Origin of the sequence: Pseudomonas ceruminis, assembly GCF_021602025.1 — a bacterium.
Taxonomy (GTDB): Bacteria; Pseudomonadota; Gammaproteobacteria; order Pseudomonadales; family Pseudomonadaceae; genus Aquipseudomonas; species Aquipseudomonas ceruminis.
Genome location: NZ_BQHW01000010.1, coordinates 15,623 through 33,434, shown reverse-complemented (window position 1 = coordinate 33,434; position 17,812 = coordinate 15,623). Strand labels below are relative to the sequence as shown.

The 17,812-nt window shown below is 61.0% G+C and carries 30 protein-coding genes; 19 read left to right on the top strand and 11 right to left on the bottom strand.

Features of this window, described 5'->3' with window-relative positions; translation table 11 throughout:
- Positions 1-123: 123 nt before the first annotated feature.
- From L6D80_RS13740 to L6D80_RS13705, 8 genes are all read right to left on the bottom strand, one after another.
- Complete coding sequence (locus L6D80_RS13740) at positions 124-900, bottom strand: metallophosphoesterase (RefSeq protein WP_176516416.1); 777 nt, start codon at positions 898-900, stop codon at positions 124-126.
- Positions 897-1,640 (bottom strand): hypothetical protein, encoded by a 744-nt coding sequence (locus tag L6D80_RS13735; protein ID WP_176516413.1) that lies wholly within the window; start codon positions 1,638-1,640, stop codon positions 897-899. Before L6D80_RS13735 ends, L6D80_RS13740 begins: the two co-directional genes overlap by 4 nt.
- The gene (locus L6D80_RS13730; protein ID WP_176516411.1) at positions 1,637-2,308 is read right to left on the bottom strand and encodes a hypothetical protein; all 672 of its coding nucleotides are present in this window, start codon (positions 2,306-2,308) and stop codon (positions 1,637-1,639) included. The genes L6D80_RS13735 and L6D80_RS13730 overlap by 4 nt, the downstream gene beginning before the upstream one ends.
- A complete protein-coding gene (locus L6D80_RS13725; protein ID WP_176516409.1) occupies positions 2,299-2,448 on the bottom strand; it encodes a hypothetical protein in 150 nt (49 codons plus the stop codon). Before L6D80_RS13725 ends, L6D80_RS13730 begins: the two co-directional genes overlap by 10 nt.
- Complete coding sequence (locus L6D80_RS13720; protein WP_176516408.1) at positions 2,445-2,666, bottom strand: Arc family DNA-binding protein; 222 nt, start codon at positions 2,664-2,666, stop codon at positions 2,445-2,447. The genes L6D80_RS13725 and L6D80_RS13720 overlap by 4 nt, the downstream gene beginning before the upstream one ends.
- A 72-nt stretch (positions 2,667-2,738) precedes the next feature.
- Positions 2,739-3,323, bottom strand: a complete 585-nt coding sequence (locus L6D80_RS13715) for a DUF1566 domain-containing protein (RefSeq protein WP_236183051.1) — start codon at positions 3,321-3,323, stop codon at positions 2,739-2,741.
- Positions 3,324-3,414: 91 nt separating this feature from the next.
- Entirely contained in the window at positions 3,415-3,804 is a 390-nt protein-coding gene (locus tag L6D80_RS13710) for a response regulator transcription factor (RefSeq protein WP_176516406.1), read from the bottom strand.
- Positions 3,805-3,922: 118 nt separating this feature from the next.
- Entirely contained in the window at positions 3,923-4,690 is a 768-nt protein-coding gene (locus tag L6D80_RS13705; RefSeq protein ID WP_373876109.1) for an XRE family transcriptional regulator, read from the bottom strand.
- 104 nt (positions 4,691-4,794) lie between these two features.
- Here L6D80_RS13705 and L6D80_RS13700 point away from each other — a divergent pair, with 104 nt between their 5' ends.
- The 12 genes from L6D80_RS13700 to L6D80_RS13645 all read left to right on the top strand — a co-directional run bounded on the left by L6D80_RS13700 (position 4,795) and on the right by L6D80_RS13645 (position 12,046).
- A complete protein-coding gene (locus L6D80_RS13700; protein ID WP_176516404.1) occupies positions 4,795-5,091 on the top strand; it encodes a transcriptional regulator in 297 nt (98 codons plus the stop codon).
- A gap of 304 nt (positions 5,092-5,395) precedes the next feature.
- A complete protein-coding gene (locus tag L6D80_RS13695; protein WP_236183049.1) occupies positions 5,396-5,560 on the top strand; it encodes a hypothetical protein in 165 nt (54 codons plus the stop codon).
- Positions 5,553-5,933, top strand: a complete 381-nt coding sequence (locus L6D80_RS13690) for a hypothetical protein (protein ID WP_176516402.1) — start codon at positions 5,553-5,555, stop codon at positions 5,931-5,933. Before L6D80_RS13695 ends, L6D80_RS13690 begins: the two co-directional genes overlap by 8 nt.
- Positions 5,930-6,373: a hypothetical protein gene (locus L6D80_RS13685; protein ID WP_176516400.1), complete on the top strand. Its 444-nt coding sequence runs from the start codon at positions 5,930-5,932 to the stop codon at positions 6,371-6,373. Before L6D80_RS13690 ends, L6D80_RS13685 begins: the two co-directional genes overlap by 4 nt.
- Positions 6,370-7,191, top strand: a complete 822-nt coding sequence (locus L6D80_RS13680) for a phage antirepressor KilAC domain-containing protein (RefSeq protein ID WP_176516398.1) — start codon at positions 6,370-6,372, stop codon at positions 7,189-7,191. Before L6D80_RS13685 ends, L6D80_RS13680 begins: the two co-directional genes overlap by 4 nt.
- On the top strand, positions 7,188-7,751 hold the full coding sequence (locus L6D80_RS13675; protein ID WP_176516396.1) for a hypothetical protein: 564 nt from the start codon (positions 7,188-7,190) through the stop codon (positions 7,749-7,751). Before L6D80_RS13680 ends, L6D80_RS13675 begins: the two co-directional genes overlap by 4 nt.
- Positions 7,748-7,978 carry a hypothetical protein gene (locus L6D80_RS13670; RefSeq protein WP_176516394.1) on the top strand — a complete coding sequence of 77 codons (231 nt, stop codon included), beginning with the start codon at positions 7,748-7,750 and terminating at the stop codon, positions 7,976-7,978. Before L6D80_RS13675 ends, L6D80_RS13670 begins: the two co-directional genes overlap by 4 nt.
- Positions 7,975-8,775 carry a DNA-binding domain-containing protein gene (locus L6D80_RS13665; RefSeq protein WP_176516392.1) on the top strand — a complete coding sequence of 267 codons (801 nt, stop codon included), beginning with the start codon at positions 7,975-7,977 and terminating at the stop codon, positions 8,773-8,775. Before L6D80_RS13670 ends, L6D80_RS13665 begins: the two co-directional genes overlap by 4 nt.
- The gene (locus tag L6D80_RS13660) at positions 8,772-9,545 is read left to right on the top strand and encodes an ATP-binding protein (RefSeq protein WP_176516390.1); all 774 of its coding nucleotides are present in this window, start codon (positions 8,772-8,774) and stop codon (positions 9,543-9,545) included. The genes L6D80_RS13665 and L6D80_RS13660 overlap by 4 nt, the downstream gene beginning before the upstream one ends.
- The gene (locus L6D80_RS13655) at positions 9,542-10,954 is read left to right on the top strand and encodes a replicative DNA helicase (RefSeq protein ID WP_176516388.1); all 1,413 of its coding nucleotides are present in this window, start codon (positions 9,542-9,544) and stop codon (positions 10,952-10,954) included. The genes L6D80_RS13660 and L6D80_RS13655 overlap by 4 nt, the downstream gene beginning before the upstream one ends.
- Complete coding sequence (locus L6D80_RS13650; protein WP_110676515.1) at positions 10,941-11,447, top strand: hypothetical protein; 507 nt, start codon at positions 10,941-10,943, stop codon at positions 11,445-11,447. Before L6D80_RS13655 ends, L6D80_RS13650 begins: the two co-directional genes overlap by 14 nt.
- A complete protein-coding gene (locus L6D80_RS13645; RefSeq protein ID WP_110676513.1) occupies positions 11,444-12,046 on the top strand; it encodes a hypothetical protein in 603 nt (200 codons plus the stop codon). The genes L6D80_RS13650 and L6D80_RS13645 overlap by 4 nt, the downstream gene beginning before the upstream one ends.
- Before the next feature lie 112 nt (positions 12,047-12,158).
- On the opposite strand, the gene L6D80_RS13640 is transcribed toward L6D80_RS13645, so the two are convergent.
- Together L6D80_RS13640 and L6D80_RS13635 are read right to left on the bottom strand one after the other, a co-directional pair.
- Positions 12,159-12,560, bottom strand: coding sequence for a type II toxin-antitoxin system HicB family antitoxin (locus L6D80_RS13640; RefSeq protein ID WP_110676511.1), 402 nt, complete (start codon positions 12,558-12,560; stop codon positions 12,159-12,161).
- A gap of 37 nt (positions 12,561-12,597) precedes the next feature.
- Positions 12,598-12,780 carry a type II toxin-antitoxin system HicA family toxin gene (locus L6D80_RS13635; RefSeq protein ID WP_016715573.1) on the bottom strand — a complete coding sequence of 61 codons (183 nt, stop codon included), beginning with the start codon at positions 12,778-12,780 and terminating at the stop codon, positions 12,598-12,600.
- A gap of 286 nt (positions 12,781-13,066) precedes the next feature.
- Here L6D80_RS13635 and L6D80_RS13630 point away from each other — a divergent pair, with 286 nt between their 5' ends.
- Positions 13,067-13,963, top strand: a complete 897-nt coding sequence (locus L6D80_RS13630; RefSeq protein WP_176516386.1) for a hypothetical protein — start codon at positions 13,067-13,069, stop codon at positions 13,961-13,963.
- On the opposite strand, the gene L6D80_RS13625 is transcribed toward L6D80_RS13630, so the two are convergent.
- The gene (locus L6D80_RS13625) at positions 13,934-14,131 is read right to left on the bottom strand and encodes a hypothetical protein (protein ID WP_176516384.1); all 198 of its coding nucleotides are present in this window, start codon (positions 14,129-14,131) and stop codon (positions 13,934-13,936) included. The two genes, L6D80_RS13630 and L6D80_RS13625, sit on opposite strands and share 30 nt — an antisense overlap.
- Before the next feature lie 101 nt (positions 14,132-14,232).
- Between L6D80_RS13625 and L6D80_RS13620 the strand changes: the two genes are divergently transcribed.
- The 6 genes from L6D80_RS13620 to L6D80_RS13595 all read left to right on the top strand — a co-directional run bounded on the left by L6D80_RS13620 (position 14,233) and on the right by L6D80_RS13595 (position 17,810).
- Entirely contained in the window at positions 14,233-14,607 is a 375-nt protein-coding gene (locus L6D80_RS13620; protein ID WP_176516382.1) for a putative holin, read from the top strand.
- The gene (locus tag L6D80_RS13615) at positions 14,608-14,889 is read left to right on the top strand and encodes a phage holin family protein (RefSeq protein WP_176516380.1); all 282 of its coding nucleotides are present in this window, start codon (positions 14,608-14,610) and stop codon (positions 14,887-14,889) included.
- A gap of 49 nt (positions 14,890-14,938) precedes the next feature.
- Positions 14,939-15,097, top strand: a complete 159-nt coding sequence (locus L6D80_RS13610; RefSeq protein WP_176516378.1) for a hypothetical protein — start codon at positions 14,939-14,941, stop codon at positions 15,095-15,097.
- Positions 15,097-15,432 carry an HNH endonuclease gene (locus L6D80_RS13605; protein ID WP_054913360.1) on the top strand — a complete coding sequence of 112 codons (336 nt, stop codon included), beginning with the start codon at positions 15,097-15,099 and terminating at the stop codon, positions 15,430-15,432. The genes L6D80_RS13610 and L6D80_RS13605 overlap by 1 nt, the downstream gene beginning before the upstream one ends.
- A 147-nt stretch (positions 15,433-15,579) precedes the next feature.
- Positions 15,580-16,125: a terminase small subunit gene (locus L6D80_RS13600; RefSeq protein ID WP_029885579.1), complete on the top strand. Its 546-nt coding sequence runs from the start codon at positions 15,580-15,582 to the stop codon at positions 16,123-16,125.
- Positions 16,125-17,810 carry a terminase large subunit gene (locus tag L6D80_RS13595; RefSeq protein ID WP_029885580.1) on the top strand — a complete coding sequence of 562 codons (1,686 nt, stop codon included), beginning with the start codon at positions 16,125-16,127 and terminating at the stop codon, positions 17,808-17,810. The genes L6D80_RS13600 and L6D80_RS13595 overlap by 1 nt, the downstream gene beginning before the upstream one ends.
- Positions 17,811-17,812: the final 2 nt, after the last annotated feature.

Genomic DNA, 17,812 nt, shown 5'->3' with positions numbered 1-17,812 from the left:
TGATGCCTTTCTCACGCTTGCGCTGAAGCGCCTTCGCTGTACACCCCACCAACTCGCCCATCCGTTTCTCGGTGACCTTGTCGTGCACATGGTCCTCGGGCAGATTCTCTGCTGCTGCCATCGCTATTCCTCCTGGCGCGTCAGGTTGTGGTTGTCACGCTGATCTGTCACGTCATCCCAATCCCAGCTCAGCTTTGGATCAATCGGCGGGTGAGCCTGCAGGGTGTGCAGGTCCAGCAGCGTGAAGTGCCCGTCCATCCAGCCGGCGGTGTCGATGTGGTAGACGTTGCCAAGCACTGCCGGGCGTCGAACTGGGGTATGGCCCACCACTACTGCGCGCACACCGTCGACGCCGGAGCAGTCCTCGGCAGTAATGCGCCTGCGCGACCACTGCGCCATTGCTGAGACGTGCTCGGCCTCTGCCTGTGAGCCGTCCTTTGCCGCCCAGGTGAACTCGCTCCATAAGTGGTAAGGGCAGTCTGCGTGCACAATGCCAATCAGCCCCTGCGGCGTCTCGACTTCGATGATCAGCGGGAGGTCGGCCAGCAGCTCGACGTAGCACGCCTGCTCGACAGACGATCTGGCATACAGCCAGGCGCCACCGTTGGCCAGATGCACATCGCCAACGCGACCGGATGGATCGAACCGGTACGCCTCGACTGCCATCTGCTCATGATTCCCGCGCACAGCGTGGAACCATGGCTTGGCCAGCCAGGCGTCCACCTGGTCAGACTCCGGGCCGCGGTCGACCAAGTCACCTACCGAGAACAGCCGGTCCACTGCGGGATTGAAGCCAACCAGGTCCAGGGCGCGCTGCAGCCGGGTGAAGTGACCGTGAATGTCGCCCACAGCGAAATCTCGCCCGGCGGTGTTGATCGGGAAGTGCTGCAGGATGCTCATGCTCGACCTCCTGCCAATGCAGCCAGTTCAGCCACCAGCGCCTCAGTGCGCCCGTAAAACTTCCCAGCATCCTCATTCACGAAGCGCTCGAGCACGGTGGCCACGGCCTGCTGGTTGGCCAGGCCGCGCAGATCAACTTCCGGAAAATTTTCCGGACGTTTCGCATCAGTCGCGGCCGGATGGATAAATGCCTCCTGATTGATCAGCAGGGTGCGCACAGGCCTGATGCCCTTCACCTTGCTCACCCAGTTCGTATCGGGCACGCACCAGGGCAGCATGTGCAGGCACCAGGCTGTGGCGGCGTTCGACTTCTGGCTGCTGGTCCAGTACTCGCGCAAACCAAATGCCTGCGCGGCGTCGTGGTCTGGAATGGCCCCGGCGCGACCCCAGCCTTCAAGCTGGAGAAGGTTGCAGCGCAGCACCTGCAGTTCCTCGATTGACGGGATGTGCCAGCCCCAGGTGCCACGGATGTTCATGCCCAGCACCTTGCGGGCGATTTCGCTGCCCTCGGCGGCCATGGCCTGGGTGTTGGCCATCCCGTTGAAGCGTGACGTTGCCCCACGGATGCGCGGGCGCGGGCCTTGTTCCTGCCACCAGTGGGCGGCGACTTCGAAGTCTCGACCGGCATCGATCACCGCATGCTCGGCGCCGTCGAAGAAGATCCGGCCGGCGAAGAATCCCCCGCCCAGGGGCTGGCCGACAGCGGGGAGGGCGGCGGGGTTGATGGATCGGCGTTTCATTTGCTCACCTCAATCTTGCGCGTAACGATCCGGCTGCCCTGTTCGTCATGCACCACCAGAGGGGCGCTCTGGCGAGCCATGCGACCGTCGGGTTGTTGGTAGTAAGTCGGCACGCCGTAGAAGGGGCCATCGGGCGCGAATGGATCCGGCAGCTTGTCCATGTTGTTGATCATCCATTCCGTCATCGCCGCGTTGATGGCTCGAGTGATCGGCCCTTTGCCGGTGTCGTCGCTGCCGTAGTAGGTGGCGCTATCCTCGAACTGGCCGCCGATCCAAGTGATACCGAACAGACCTTTGTCGGCTTCCGATGCCTCGGCGCGGTGCGCAGGGTTTACGCACAGCACATCGCACAGACCGTCCCAGCCGAGCTCAGCTTCAAGCGCGACATGGTGGTCGCGCAGGTAGCAGCCGTACATGACCAGCAGTTCGCGGTTGTGCTGCTGCAGTGCTCGGCAAGCCTCGGCGTACCTGTCCATAACGGACTGGCTCCATGGCAAGTTGCGCTTGAATGCACGCATGCCTTTGCTAGCATCCAGGCGCTCCCGGTCGTCTTCAGCGATGACGTGGCGAAGCGCCCGGCGCATCATGATCAAGTAGGTGCGCAGCGACAGGCCTTCACGGCAGCTGAGTTCGACCAGGCGGTCAAAGTGTTCGGGCTTCATGCGCATGATTGCCCCCGGAAGTGATCAGCCAGCACCCGGCGCCCGTCGAGCCCGCACGCGGCGGACAAAGCGGCGACCTGGCCAAAGGTTGTCGAGCGCTGCTGCAGGGCATCCCACAGCAGCAGGAGCAGGTCGACTTGCTTCATGGCTGCTGCTCCTGCTGTCCCTGAATCTGGTTTGCCAGCACAAGAGCTCCGATCAGCACCTGCTGGCGCCGCTGCATGTCCAGGTACTCGCGGAGAGCCTTCACGATTAAGCTGTTCATGCTGCGGTCGTCGGCAGCCGCTGCCGCTGCTACCTGGTCGCGCATCCCGTCCGGCAGGCGGACAACAAATTTGTCGAGGCTGTGACTATCAAAGGCCATGGTGCGGCTCCTTCGAGATTGGCTGATTCTGGCCGCCGGGCGTGCGCCCAGCGGAAGAAATGAAGAACTGAATTACTGAAGAATTCTGCGGACGGGGCGGACGAGAAACTCGTAGTTCTTGCGGTTGCCGCCGAGGCAGCCAACCTCAAAGTCCATGTTGTAGGCGCCGTAGGCGGAGCGCTGCGAGCTCGACACGTACCAGGCCTTCTCGAACGACGCAGGCAGGTACAGGTAGCCGTGGTGCAGCTCGCCGGAGGCTGGGAGGTAGAAATCGGCGTGACCGTCGCAGGTAAAGGCGTATGCAGCGTCGGCTGCTGGGTGCGACCCGTCGCGATTGACCAGGATGGCGGTGTTGGCGCGACCATCGATCTGGCTGGTAGCTTCGACCTTGGTGCCGTGCTCGCTATAGGCGTGCTTGCCTACGTCCTGAGCGGCGAAGATGAGGTGGCACATGCCTTCAGGGTAAAGACGCAGACCGCCGTAGATGCCGCCTTGGCCAGGCCAGTACTCACCGATGGCGGGAGGGGTGAGCGCAGCCTCGGCGACCGGTTCGGAAAGGCTTTCCAGGAACTGGGCGACAGTTGGCTGTGACTCTGGTGAGAACAAGTTGAAGGTCAGGTGCAGGTTCTTGGCCTGGACCAATGGCGCTTGCTTCATGGTGAATCTCCTTTTTCCAGGCAAGCCGAGGGCATGCCGCGGTTGATGGCTTTCGCAAAAATCAGTGATGGGTCAGTTCAGGCGGAAGGCGTCACGCCACCGCCAAGGCGCACTCGGCGCGCCGGTAGATCCGTGATGAGGCGATGCTGCGATCGCCTGGTCGGCGGACGCGGGTGAATTCTTCGGTGGTGCTGGTAACGGAGTGGCCGACCAGGATGGCGCAGAGGGCGATGATGGCCGGACTGATGATCTGCCGCTTGAACGCTTCCGCCACCAGAGCTGCGCGGCGTTGTACGCCGAGTTTTGTGGTCAGGGCGAGCAGGCGCTTGTCGATCGATCCTGCTGATATGCCAAGGCTCTTGGCTGCTTCCTTGGAGGTAAGGCCAGATGCGACTGCCATGAGGCATTCCAGCTCGCGGGGCGCGGCTCCTCGACCGAGGAAGCCGACAAGCCCGTTTGCAGTGATCGTCTCAGTGTGCATCTTCGTTGCCCCATGCTGGTTGCTATGGAGCGGAAGTTACAACTTGTAATTTTCAATTGCAAACGAAATTTGTAATTTGGCTTGCAAAAAAGGCCGCTCGTGCGGACTGATGCGGTGGTTAGGCGAACATTCCCCACCAGAAGACGTGGCCGAGTATGGTGACCTGCTGATCTTGCAGCTGTTGGAAGGAGTAGTCTTCGTCTGGATGGTCATCACGGTTGAAGCTGCGCAGCCTCAGGCCGCTGGGAAGGCGAAATACCTGCTTGATGCGGAGTTGGCCGTTATGGCTGATCGCATACATCTCGCCATCGACCACATCGGTCAACTGGTTCTTACCTATGTTCACGCCCACCGTCGCTCCGTCCCTCAGGACAGGCAGCATGCTGCTTCCGCTAACCGTTACGCACTTCGCGTTTGAGAACTGGACGCCGTTTTCTCGCAGATCTTGCTTTGAAAACCGGAGCTTCGAGACTGGGCCCTCTTCGATGGCAAACCTTCCTGATCCTGCGGATAGCTCTACCTCGCGAAGGAGCGGGACGTAGACCTCGTCATCATCAAGAGGGGTGGATTCATCCCATACCCTGATCTCAGGTAGCTGAGTGTCAGCTGTCTGCTTGAGATCACTTCGAGCAAGGCCCTCGAGAAACTCAGCCGGCGTCTTCACGTTCATCATACCGCTGGCCACCAGAAGTACCTGTGGCCTGATGCCTAAGACGTTGGCTATTTCCTTGAACTTAGATGAGCGCGGGAACGATCGCCCTGATTCCCAGGCTTGGACTGATTGAGGGGTGATGCCCAGTCGCCGGGCCAATTCTGATTGATTGATACCCAGCTTTTCGCGAGCTTCAGAGATGGCCTGTGCAATGGTCGGTGTGTTCATGTCCATAGATTACAAGCGTTCCTTGTAGTCAGCATTGCAAATGTCATTTGTAATTACAGTTTTTCGGCTGTAGTCTCTGCAGCAATGTCATACGTCCGCTGAGACCGCCCATGAGTATCGAAGCAATGTCCAGCGCCGTGGAGGCTCTGGGAAGCCAGACCAACCTGGCGAAAAAACTTGGCTGCACGCCTCAGAACGTTCAGCGCATGTGCGCCACCGGCCATGTGCCAGCCAAACACGTTCTTCGAATTGAGGCTGAGTCCGGCGTTTCCCGCTGCCTGCTTCGGCCTGATCTGTATCCAGACCCTGCCCCAACCTTGAACGAAAGGTTACCTGTCGACTGCGTGTGCGAGCAGTCCGTTGAATCTGCTGTTAATCCATCCAGTACCGCGCAGGCCTCCCCATGAGCGCCTGGGCATCCCAGTTTTTGTTGTCTGGCTGACTTTTCTCCAGGCAACAAAAAACCCGCCGTAGGAAGCGGGTTTCTCTAACCAGTCCCCTGGCAGGGACTTTTTGAATCTTCGTCGAAAGGAGACGAATTCATGCACCCAAAAAATACCACCGCGCCATCACCGGCGCAAGCCATCAAGACAGTCGGGAGCTCTTTCCTCGACACCCCAATCGACAACCGCGGGCTTTACCTGCTCAAGGTGGAGGGGGGGCATCAATGCAGAGGACGCGCTGCATACCGCCAAGGTCCTCGCATCTGGCATGGGCCAGATCTGTCAGCACATGCACGACTCGCTCAACTACGGCGAGCTCGTCTACTGCGATGCGATGTCGACCCTCAAGTTCTTGAGCGAGACGGTAAGCACGCTCGTTTGGTCGGTGGAGAAGGGCGGTGCTTCCAGTGTGGAGGTGCCAGGCCATGAGTAAGACACCACCTTGCTTCAGCGAGCTTTTGCTGCGCGTTGATCAGCAGTTCCCTTCGGCCTGGGAGGAGGGCGCATTTCTCACGGATGAGCAGGCCGAGCAACTCAAGCGCATCAGTGATGCAGCTTCGCAAACTGCCGGGCTGCTGACCTCCGGGATTGCCGCGATGGGTGAGCTTTTGGCCTGGGTTGGCACTACTGGCGAGCTGAGCGCTGAGTCTCTAACCAGTACTGGCTGGTTGATTCAGCATCTTGCCGACACCGCCGGCCGCCTTCACGACGAACAAGAGAGCGCAGACTACAAGCTCCAGACCCTGCCACGCTCCGCGCCACAAAAACCTTCCTCTCGTAATCGTGGCGCGGGAGGTGCGGCATGAAGAACTCACCCGCTATCGCCAAGCTTTCCCTCGACCTTGCAGCGATGGTCCGCCGCCATATCGACGTTCCCGATCCCACTGCGACTGGCGGGGATCTGCCGTCGCTGGTCAGCGCCTACTGGAAGGTGAGCGGGATCATCGATGCGCCGGAGGAGGGGCCGCGCACCCGCCGCCATCGTCTTAACCAGATGCAGTTGATCGACCTCGAGCACATTTCGCTGGCGATTTACCGTCAGGTGATGGCGCTCACCGGCCTGAGCATCCATCCCGCCTGGCGCTGTGTCATGTCCGCCATCCGCATAGAGGAAATGGGCGGCGATATCACCAACCCTGAAGCGCAGCGTGAAGTCCAGGGACTGCTGTCCTGGGTCGCCGGCTGCGAATTCCGTGAGCAAATCATTCTTGAGCGCTGGATGGTACTCGAAGGAGCAACTGCATGAGCATCGTCAAATTCCAAGGCGGCGATGCCGTCACCATGACCAGCCTGGAGTTGGTCGACTTCATCAACAATCATCGTAAGGGACAGGCCGACCTGGCTGGCCAGGTTTTCCCATCCAAGGGTTTCGCAAGGCTTGAGCACTACACTTTTTTGGAGAAAGTCCCGCAGGTACTGGGTGAAACAGGTGCCCAGAAATTTCTGGGCACCTACCGAGACACTCAGAACAAGGAGCGGCCCTGCTACGCACTTCCCAAGCGGGAGTCGTGCCTGCTCGCCATGTCATACAGCTACGAGCTGCAGGCCGCAGTGTTCGACTACATGACCGAGCTCGAACAGCGGTTGGCCAGGCCGCAAGCCGACGTAATGGCTGCGCTGTCTGATCCGACGGTGCTCAAGGGGTTGCTGCTGGAGAACGTCGAGAAACGCCTGGCGCTGGAAGGCGATAACAGGGAGCTGGCTAGTGAAAACCTGCTGCTGGAGCAGAAGGTCGCGGCTGATTCCCCGAAGGTGGAGTTCCACGATCAAGTGGTGGTTTCGCACAACGTCATGTACGTGCGCGAAGTGGCCCAAGCAATCGGTACTGGTCAGAACCGACTGTTCGACTTCCTCAAACAAAAGCGCTGGGTCGATCGGTATGGACAGCCCTATCAAGCAAAGATCGAGGCGGGGTACTTGGTTGCCTCTGCAAGCTCCTACAAAGACCCGGACACAGGCGAGCGGCGCACGAAGTTCACCTGCCGCGTAACGGGCAAGGGATTCGCCAAAATCCAGGCATTGTGGGCTAGCCGTGATGCAGATCTGCTGGAGGATGCCCAATGAGCAAGGTGATCAACAAGGCCTATTTCGAGAGCTTCTCCAATTCGGCTCTGATGTTGCTGTCCTTCGAGGCCGTCATGGACGCAATCGAGGTGGTCAGCGATGGCGCCAAGATCCGCGAGTTTGACGAAACCTATGTCGGCCTGGTTGGCGCCAGCCTGGCGCTGAGTGTGCTGTTCGAACGACAGACCGGCAGTGATGCTTCGGTCGTGTCGGGCGAGCACCTCGCGCAGGAGCGTCGGCATCTGCTGGAGGGTGGTGAGCCGCCAACCTTCAGCATTCCGATCGTCAACACTCTGCGCGAGCCACTGCGGCCCGAGGTTTTCGACCATCTGACCACTCTGCAGCTCGCCAGCGCGTCGTTCAACTATGCCGACAAGGTGTTCGAGACGATCAGCAACCACTCACCCCAGGCGCTTGAAATGGCCGAGGCGCGGGTTTCTTCGCTGGATGCGGTGACAGCGCTGCGCTCACTCGTTCTGCGGCTTTCTGGTGGCTCGCTGACCGATCTTGCGCAGCACGTCGCCAAGATCACCGGCGCTGGATCGGAGACTCTCCAATGACCCCGACCCCAAACCCTGCCCAGGCGCTCCAGCAGCGCGCTGGCGCAGCGATCATCACCGGCCCCTGGCCAACCTATTCGGCCTTCCGAGATCTGCCAGAGCGCGAGCGCTTGACGCTTTACGGAAGCGCGAAGGCGTATCGCGAGGCGCTGGAGCTTCAAGGCTTCCAGATGGCCGAAACCTACGACGCCTTCGTGCGCCGGGTCACAGAGGAGCTGCAGCTGTGAGCAAGCCAGTGAATGTGGAGAAAGCAACGCCCACGACCTTCCACGCCAAGCAGGCGCCGTACAGCTCATTGAGCAACGACGTGGTGGCCATGATCATCAACCCGGATGCCCTGGCGATCTGGACCTACCTGCAGACCCGTTCCAGCGACTGGAAGGTGATTGGTTCGCACCTGCAGGACCGGTTCGCAATCGGTCGTGAGCGCTATTCGAAGGCCATGGCGTGCCTCAAGGATTTGGGCCTGGTCAGCCATGAGGTGGTGCGCGAGGAGGGGACCGGCAAGGTGCTCGGCCGTCGTGTGATCGTCCACTACGAACCGAACCTACAGGTTTCCGAATATTCGGTTAACCGAAGTGTGGGTTTACCGAACTGTGGGCAAACCGACAGCTACTTAATAAAGGATTCTATTACTCAATCAATAGAGAAAGAACCAATGATGGGAGCTAACGCTCCCTCGGCACCGAAGACGAAGGCTCAGAAGTTCGACCCGATGACTGCCAAGCCGGCCAACGTGAGCGAACAGGTGTGGGCTGACTGGTGTCAGCACCGCCGCGAGATCAAGCACCCGCTGACGGCCACCAGTTGCAAGCGCCTGGCTGCAGACCTAGCCAAGCACCCACACCCCGACAAGGTGATCAACCTGTCCATCAGCAATGGTTGGAGGGGCCTGTTCCCGGACAAGGTTCTACCAGGGGCCGGCGCCAGCCGCCAATCTCATCACACCGACCTCGACAAGATTGACCACACCGAAGGGCTTGTACGCCAGCCCAACGGGACTTACCGGGTAGCAAGAAAATGACCACTCCACAGACTTTGGAATTCAAACCTGGCCAGTGCCGTGTGCACGGTGACTTCACTGATGAGCTGATTGAGTCGTTCTCGGGCGAACACTTCTGGCAGGGATGCAAGCGCTGCCAGTTCGACGCGCTGCATTCTGCTGACGAGGCCGTCCGTAGGGCGGCACAGGCTACCCGGCATGAACGGGCGTTGAACGTCGCCCTGATGGCGTCTGACATCCCGCTTCGCTTCCGGTCGTCCACCCTGGACACCTACCGCACCGAGACCGCAGGGCAGGCCGTGGCGCTGACCGAGTGCAGTGATTACGTGCGCGAGTTCGAGCCCAATTGGGACGTTGGCCGTTCGATTATGCTGCTGGGGGACGTGGGCACCGGGAAGACACACCTGGGATGCTCCATCGCCCAGCAGGTGATCCGAGAATTCGGGGCTACAGCCCGATACACCATGGCGATCGATATCATCCGCGACATCAAGATGACCTTCGACAAGAAGTCTGAGCAGACCGAGCGCGATGTCTACGCAGCACTGCTGAAACCAGACTTGCTGGTGATCGACGAGGTTGGCGTTCAGCACGGCAGCGACTTCGAGCGGCAGGTTCTGTTTGAGGTGATCGATTTGCGGTACCGGAATCTCATGCCGACCATCGTGATCTCCAACCTGGCCCTGGCCGGCCTGCGCAAGTGCCTGGGAGATCGTGCTGTTGATCGACTGACCGATGCTGGCGGGAGCGCCGTCCTGTTCACCTGGTCCTCGGCGCGAGGTGACGCATGACTGACGAACTGGTAATGGGCTACCCAGAGGCCGAGCACGGCGTGCTGGGGGCAGTCATGCTCGCGTCGCTGGACGGCAATGCCTCGCTGGTGGATGACATCATGGGGCAGATGACCAGCGGCGACTTCCTCTACGACGACCACGCGGCCCTGTTCGACGTGATCCGTGATTGCCTTGAGCGTGGCCTACCTGTCGATCCTGTAACGGTGGGGGATACACAGCGCGCCCTGCCAAGCGGCAAGGCCACCCTGGGCTTCGCGGCGGACTTGTGCCGAAATGTGCCCTCGGTGGCGAACGTCATGGCCTACGCAAAGCAGGTCAAGCAGTGGGCGGTAATCCGCCAGGTGGTCGACCTTGGCCATTCTGCGAAGGCTGCCGTTGCAAGTGGCCTGGTGCCAGACGAGATCATTGCCCAGGCCCAGCAGTCCATCGCTGACTTACGCGACCTTCAGGGCTCCGAGAAGGCCGGGTACAAGCGCATGGCCGAGGTGCTGCCCAAGGTCTTTGACGGCATGCAGGAAGTGCTGGACGACCGAGCACCACCGAAGCTGTCGACCGGCCTGACTGACCTGGACAAGCTGATCGGCTTCCTGCGCCCCAAGAGCATGGTGGTGATTGCCGGGCGCCCAGGGAGCGGCAAGACCATGCTGGGGCTCCAGATCGTCAACCACGTAGCCATCCGCGGCGCCGGAGTGGGCCTGATCTTCAGTCTGGAGATGGACGAGAAGGAACTCACTGTTCGCACCATCGCCTCTCAGGGCGGCGTAGACCTGCGCCGCATGGAGGAGGTCAAGAGCCTCGACGAGGACGAATGGCAGCGCATCGGGACCGCCGGCAGCAAGATCGAGGCTGCCCAGCTGTACCTGAACGACACCCCGGGCATGACCATGAGCGCGATCCGTTCGGACGCTCGCAGACTCCAGCGCGAAAAGGGCCTCGACATCCTGATGATCGACTACCTGGGCCTGGTGGGCGCGGAGGGCAAGAACCAGAGCCGCACCGATGCCGTGGCCAAGATTTCGATTGCCCTGAAGAACCTGGCCAAGGAGTTGAGCGTGCCGGTGCTGGTGCTGGCGCAGCTCAACCGGAACCCAGCGAGTCGCCCAGGCAAGAAGCCCCAGGCCAGCGACCTGCGCGACTCCGGCCAGATCGAGCAGGACGCCGATGCGGTGATCCTGGTCCACCACGACCCGGAGTCGGAAGCGGGCGAGCAGGGCGTTACCGAGCTGATCCTCGACAAGGGGCGCCAGGCCCCGCAGGGCTCATGCCTGGTACAGCGCCAAGGGCAGTACGCCCGATTTGTCAATTTTGCCGGCAACCGACTACCACCTGACGATGAAGTCGAGATGGCCCGCGTTCTGAATTTCTCCAAACACCGCAAGGGGAGCAAGCATCGTGAAACTTTCTGATCTGTGGCCGCGCGCTGGCGCTGGCAAACCTGCAACTCCGGTCCTCTCGGTAACCGTCACCAAGCGTGCTGGCGCTGAGCAGCCTGTTGCCACTGGCAATACCCCGCAACTCGCAGAAGCTCACCCACGCCTGGTGGGGCCCCGCGAGTTGCCGGAAACCCTTGAGGCCTGCGAGGCCCTGCACGAGCAGCTGGTGAGTGACGCAATCCGCCTGGAGCTGGCGCTGAGCCAGGCACAAGAGGGCGCTGTTCAGGGGCGCCCATACGACCGCAGCTGGTACAACCGGGCCAAGGCCGCGCTCAAGCACATCAACCATGACCGCACCCGCCTGCTGTACCGGTGCGGCCAGTTGCGCAAGGAGGCCAAGGCGCACACCCAGCAGCACATGGATCGGGTCATCCTCGACGTTATCAAGGAGGCAATGCCGGCTGACCAATTCCTGGGCTTTGTTCGAATTGCTGAGGCCCGCATGGCCCAAGGAGCCACTCGATGAGCAACGTTACTGCAGCGCTGCCGCGCCGAATGCTGGCTGACTTCGAACCGATGGTTTACCAGGGTGTAATGGCAGCGATCGTCAGGGTGCTGGCCGCAGACAGCACCAGCAACGCGACCCGGCAGAGTTGGCAGAAGTTGATTGACTCTGGTCCTCGAACCGGTGGGTTTCGAGCCTTGCTGTCGGCTCGCGATCAGTTCGACTATGACTGCATCTTGCATGCCCTGCTGCACCGAGAGCTCAGCCCTAAGCACTGGGATGTGTTGGTGGGCAAGTTCTCGACGCACAAGGCCAACCGTGTCAGTGCGATCGCCCGCAGCATTCCCCGGATCAGTTCGCCGGCACCGGCCCTGTTCATCTACAAGGCCACCACCGTGTGGTTCATCCCGAAGATGAAGGGCAAGCATGGTAAGCGCTCCTCCGATGTTGCGGTTTTGCCTGATGAGTTTTACGACATGAACACCTGGGATGTGGACGCGCGGCCAGACTCAACCCGCACCCGATGGCGCCGGGGTATTCACAAATGCCTTGAGGAGCTGGAGGAGGGCGCTGTCATCCATGTAACCGAGATCTTGGAGAGAGAGCAGCTAATTGATTGAGTCTCTTGACAATGGTGAGCGAATGAGCGAAATTGCCCACCATCCTCAGATCCCTGCGCATAAACGGGATTGAGACACAAAGCCCTGGCCATTAAGCCGGGGCTTTTGCGTTTCAGCGACCCAGTTTCTCCATGGCCGCGTCAGCCAGGAAAGACGACCGACTCTTCACGTTGTGGTCTCGCACATATCGGTCAATCTGCTGGATCACGAACCCCGGCAGGGTAACGTTGACCTTCTCGGTCTTGCCCAGGTACGGCGTAATGTCGATCTCCAGCATGCCCCAGCCCATGTCAGCGAAGTCGGGATTGTCCCGGTGGGCCGCGGCGCTGGTTGGCATCGGGATGGCCTGGCCGTTACTGGCGATCTCTTCCAGCATGATATGGGCGACCTCGACGGCAGAGGTATAGGCCTCCTCGAAGGTGTCGCCCGCGGTAACAGCGCCTGGAATATCGGGGATCTGAATGCCGGTGGCGGTGTTCTCGTCGCCCCACTCGATGCAGATTGGGTATTGCATGTTCGTCTCCTACAGAGGTGCAAAGGGTGAAGCCGGGTTATTTCAACCCGGCTCGTTCCTTGATGCTCTTTACCGTGCCGATCGGTAGATCCTTCTTGGGGTGTGGCACTGGTATCGAGTTTGGGTTGTTGGGGTGTTTGAAGATGTGGTGGCTTCCAGTGACACGTTTTAGAACCCATCCAGCTGCTTCAAGCTCCTTGATCAACTGCCTGCTTTGCACCTCCGTCTCCTTGTGTGGTTGATGTTGAAATTGTACCTCTAGGCGTATAACTCGTAAAGAGAAAAGATGCGCCTAGGGTTATTTTTATGCGGATGACACGCCCAGGCAGCTGGGCTAAGTCGGTAGTGGCGTCGTCTAATCCCGTGCGGACAATGGGCGGCTACGCGATGAGAGTCTGGGGTACGTGACCCAGCGATCCAGACCACGAAGCCGGGAAGCACCGGCCCTCCGCACCCATTCTGAGCCTCGGTACATGCCGGGGCTTTTTCGTATCTGGAGATCGCAAATGTCCGAAACCAACGAAGCCATCGCCTCTTTGCGCTCCAGCATCGACGTGCTTCGCGCCATAGTGGCCGGGATACAAGCTCAGGTATGTACCAAGGTTGATACCACAGCTTTCTCGGCCTTGGATTCCCGTGTCACCGCCTGCGAAGGCAAGATTTCCGAGCTTGGCACTCCGGTCGCCGCGCAGGGCCAAACCGTCACCGGCCTAACCAACACGATCACCCACGAGGCCAGCGCCAGAGAAGATGCTGACGACGCTCTGTGCACTCATATCGGGGCGCTCAGTTGTGGCTTGCAGGACAATCGTGCCGCAGCAAGAGCGATCTCGGCTCTAGCTACCCGAGTCTCCAGTGCTGAGGAGCCAACTTTGGAGGTTGACCCAGGCAAGGCCATTGAGCCCCTGCGCATGGGCACGGTCACCTTCTACGGTGAGTCGGCCCGTGCAATCCGTGATGCGCAGGAAGTCCTTCGCGCTGCTGGAGCGGGCCAGCTTGAGGTGGTGAAGCGCGAAAGCCAGGGTGACAGCCCCTTCTTTGTCGTTGACGGACAGGCATTCATCACGGCCGCGACGATCAAGGATTCCGCCATCGACCCTGCTCGCATTAGTGTCAAGGTGGCAGTGAACGAGCAAGGCCAGTATTACGTGGCAGGCGTCGGGCTTGGTTTGAGCGATGTGGCTAGTGAGCTGAAGCTTGGCCCTAGCCTGGAAAAGGATGTGCGCCGCCTGTTTCGCGAAGAGCTGATTGGCGCCGGCGCCGAGAAGGCTATCAACGAAAGGCTGGGAAAAATCGAGCTTGATCTATTGGCCCGGAAAGGCCGAGAAGACGCCGCCAAGATCACAACTGAGCAGAGGTTGGCGGCGCTTGAGTCAGTCGTTGGCTCGCTCAAACTCGGCTAGTGCATAAGCCTTCAGTTCGGCAATGGTCATCTGATCGACGTTCTTTGGCGTCGACGGGTAGTAGGTGGTCGAGCTTCCTGCTGGCAGCTGAATATCTGCAATCAAGTTCCAATGCTCGCCGGCATGAAGGTTGGCGAGATTCAGGCTATTGAGTTTGTATCTGCTCATCAAAGCTTCCTTTTTTAGAGCTACTTCGTTGGTGGAACATCGATGGTAGCTTTAAGTCACGCCTGCTTCTATGCGGGCTTTTTTATTTTTGGAGCACCCCTATGGCCGAACCAAGCACCGGCACCCTTGCAGTGACCGGCGTACTTGCCAGCGTCGGCCTCGGTGCCTTCTTTCCTCAGCTGGACCTGGCCACCCTGGTGGGCGCGTTCGGCGGGGCTTTCTTCTATGTTGTCTACGCCCGAGACATCGGCATGCTGCGCCGGATCGGCTACCTGCTGACTGGCTGGATTGGCGGCTACCTTGGTGCTGCTGAGTTACTGGCCCGGGCCTGGACGCAAACGGCAGGCCTCAGCGCCTTCGTTTGCGGTGTCTTCTGTGTGGTCACGTTCTCCGGCGTGTTGGAGTGGATGCAGACCGGCCAAATGCCTCGCTGGCTGCAATGGGTCTTCCGCCTGCGAGCCAGGAAGGAGGGTTGAATGGTTGCCGTTATCCAGGCCGCTCTGTGCGCCGTCATCTTCGTGATGATCGGCCTGCGCTACCGGCCATATCCCGATGCCCGGTACAAGCTGGGCGTATCGCTGATGGCCTGGGCCGCATGTGCGGTCACTGGCATGCAGTGCGTCAGCCTCATCGGCCGCATGGTGCTCCATGACGAGTTCGCTGATGTGTCGTGGTTCAACACTGCGTTCTACCTGCTGGCCGCCATGCTGGTCTGCCGGGCGAAGGGCAACGTCGCCAAGATTGTGCGGGTTGAATGATCCGCGCCACGAAATCGACATGCGCCATTTCGTGGCGCGAGGAGGCTGAATGGCCCGCATGATAGCAACGATCGTCTGCCGCCATCGCTGGTGGCTGAAGTACTACCTGGCCGGCGTCATGGCCATGTCCCACATCACCGGTCGCGAACCGAACTTGGCTCGCGTCATGCGCTGGATCGAGCGCGGCATCGTGACCGAGGTGCGCTGATGGCCAGGCTCAAGACGATCACGCCGCGACTTGCGGATGGCACAGGCTCCAGGGTCAAGGTCGTGAACCCCAGCAGTTGGCGCTGCGGCAAGACCAGCTCACAGCGCGGGTACAACTACAAGTGGCAGAAGGCCCGCGAGCGCCACCTGCTCGACCACCCGCTTTGCGTCTACTGCGCCAGGCTCGGTCGCACCACCGCAGCCACCGTGGTGGACCACGTCACCCCGCACCGCGGCGACATGACGCTGTTCTGGGACCAGAGCAACTGGCAGTCGCTGTGCAAGCCCTGCCACGACTCGGTCAAGCAGGCCGAGGAGGCTGCAGGGCTGGGCTGAGGCCGCGGCGGCGCGGGCGACATTGCAAAATGCACGTCAGTGACGTGCCACAAACCCCGGGGGTGGTCAAAATATAGTTATTCTCACTTAGCTAGACCGCCACCGACCCCACGTACAGATTTTTTTCCCCCACAGGATTTTTGTTAAATGGCTTTAACATCCCGCAAGCGCGCTTTCATCGCTGCGCTGAGGGAAGGTGCGTCCAATCGAGACGCTGCCGTGGCGGCCGGCTATTCCGAGAAGACAGCGTCTGCGGCGGGCTCTCGGCTGGTCAAGGACAAGGACGTCGCTGCCGAACTGATGAAGCTGCGTGCCCTGGGGCTGATGCCTCCAGATGTTAAAGGCGATGTTAAACCGGATGTTAAAGCCAGGCCCGCCGCCAAGGCTGCCAAAGAGGCTGAGCCGGGCCCGGAAGGGGCACCGGAATCCGAGGAGCAAGCAGAGCCGGAGCGTGCCGGCTTCGACCTGGCCCAGGCGCTGCTCCACCGTGACCCGAAGGACTTCCTCCTCTCGGTGATGAACGACATGGGCACGGAAGCGAAGCTTCGCGTAGATGCCGCCAAGGCCCTGATGCCTTTCGTTCACCCGCGCAAAGGCGAGAGCGGCAAGAAGGATCAGGCCCAGGCCAACGCCGATAAGGCAGCTACCGGCAAGTTCGGCACCCGCCGCGGCCCGCTGCAGTCGGTGAAATGATGGAGTGGTCAACCGCCTGCCCAGACTGGGAGCAGCGCATAGTTGCCCGCCGGAGCCTGATTCCGTTCGAGCCGCTGTTCCCGACCGAGGCTGAGGAAGCCCTGGACGTGTTCGGCGCGCTGCGCATGGTGGACGCCACCGGCAGCCCGTTGATGTGCGAAACCGTGCGCGACTGGGTCAACCAGTTCGTGGCTGCGATCTTCGGCGCCTATGACCCGGATTCAGGCCGGCGCCTGGTCAGCGAGTTCATGCTGCTGATCAGCAAGAAGAACGGCAAGTCGACCATCGCCGCCGGCATCATGCTCACCGCACTGATCCTTAACTGGCGGGCGTCGGGTGAGTTCATCATCTTGGCGCCGACCAAGGAGATCGCGGATAACTCCTACCTCCCGATCCGGGACATGGTGGGTGCTGACGAAGAGCTCAAGGCCTTGCTCAAGGTGCAGGATCACCTGCGCACCGTGACGCACCGTCAGACTAACGCCACCCTCAAGGTGGTTGCGGCGGACAGCGAGACGGTGTCGGGCAAGAAAGCCATCGGCGTGTTCGTTGACGAGCTGTGGGTGTTCGGCAAGCGGGCCAACGCCGAGGCCATGCTACGCGAGGCCACTGGTGGCCTGGCCTCTCGGCCAGAGGGATTCATCATCTGGGCCACCACCCAGTCCGATGCGCCGCCGGCCGGCGTGTTCCGCCAGAAGCTGATGTACGCCCGGAAGGTTCGGGATGGGGAGATCATCGACAAGTCGTTTCTGCCCGTGCTGTACGAGTTCCCCAAGGCGATGCTCGATGCCGGTGCCCACCGGGATTTCTCCAACGCCTACATCACCAACCCGAACCTGGGGCTTTCGGTAGACGAGCCGTTCATCGAGCGCGGCTATGCGCAGGCTCAACTCGACGGAGAGGAGTCGTTCCGGGGCTTCCTGGCCAAGCACCTCAACGTCGAGATCGGCCTGGCCCTGCTATCGGACAGGTGGGCCGGGGCGGACTTCTGGGAGCAGCAAGCGTCCGAGCTCTGCCGTACGTTGGACGATCTGCTCGAGCGCTGCGAGGTGATCGACATCGGCGTCGACGGCGGCGGTCTTGACGACCTGCTGGGCCTGGCTGCCATCGGCCGGGAGACTGGCACGCGCCGCTGGCTGACGTGGACCCACGCCTGGGCTCACCCCTCCGTTCTGGAGCGGCGCAAGTCCGAGGCGCCGCGGATCCGCGACTTCGCCAAGGACGGGCACCTGACCCTGGTGCAGCGTATCGGTGACGACATCGAGGACGTGGCCCAGCTTGTGGCGCGAGTGGAGCAGGCCGGCCTGCTGGACAAAGTCGGTCTAGACCCGGCGGGCGTCGGCGCCATTCTCGATGCACTCGAGGCGGTCGGCATACCGCGCGACAAGATCGACGGTGTTTCACAGGGCTGGCGCCTGGGCGGGGCGATCAAGACTGCCGAGCGCAAGCTGGCCGAGGGGACGCTGCTGCACGGTGGCCAGCCGCTCATGGCCTGGTGCTGCGGCAACGCCCGCGTCGAGCCACGGGGCAACTCGATCCTGATCACCAAGCAGGCCAGCGGCTCGGCAAAGATCGACCCGCTGATGGCGCTGTTCAACGCTGTGACGCTGATGGCGCTCAACCCTGAGGCGAAGGGCGGCATGGACAACTACCTCAACAACGGCTTCTTCGACCTCATAGGCTGACC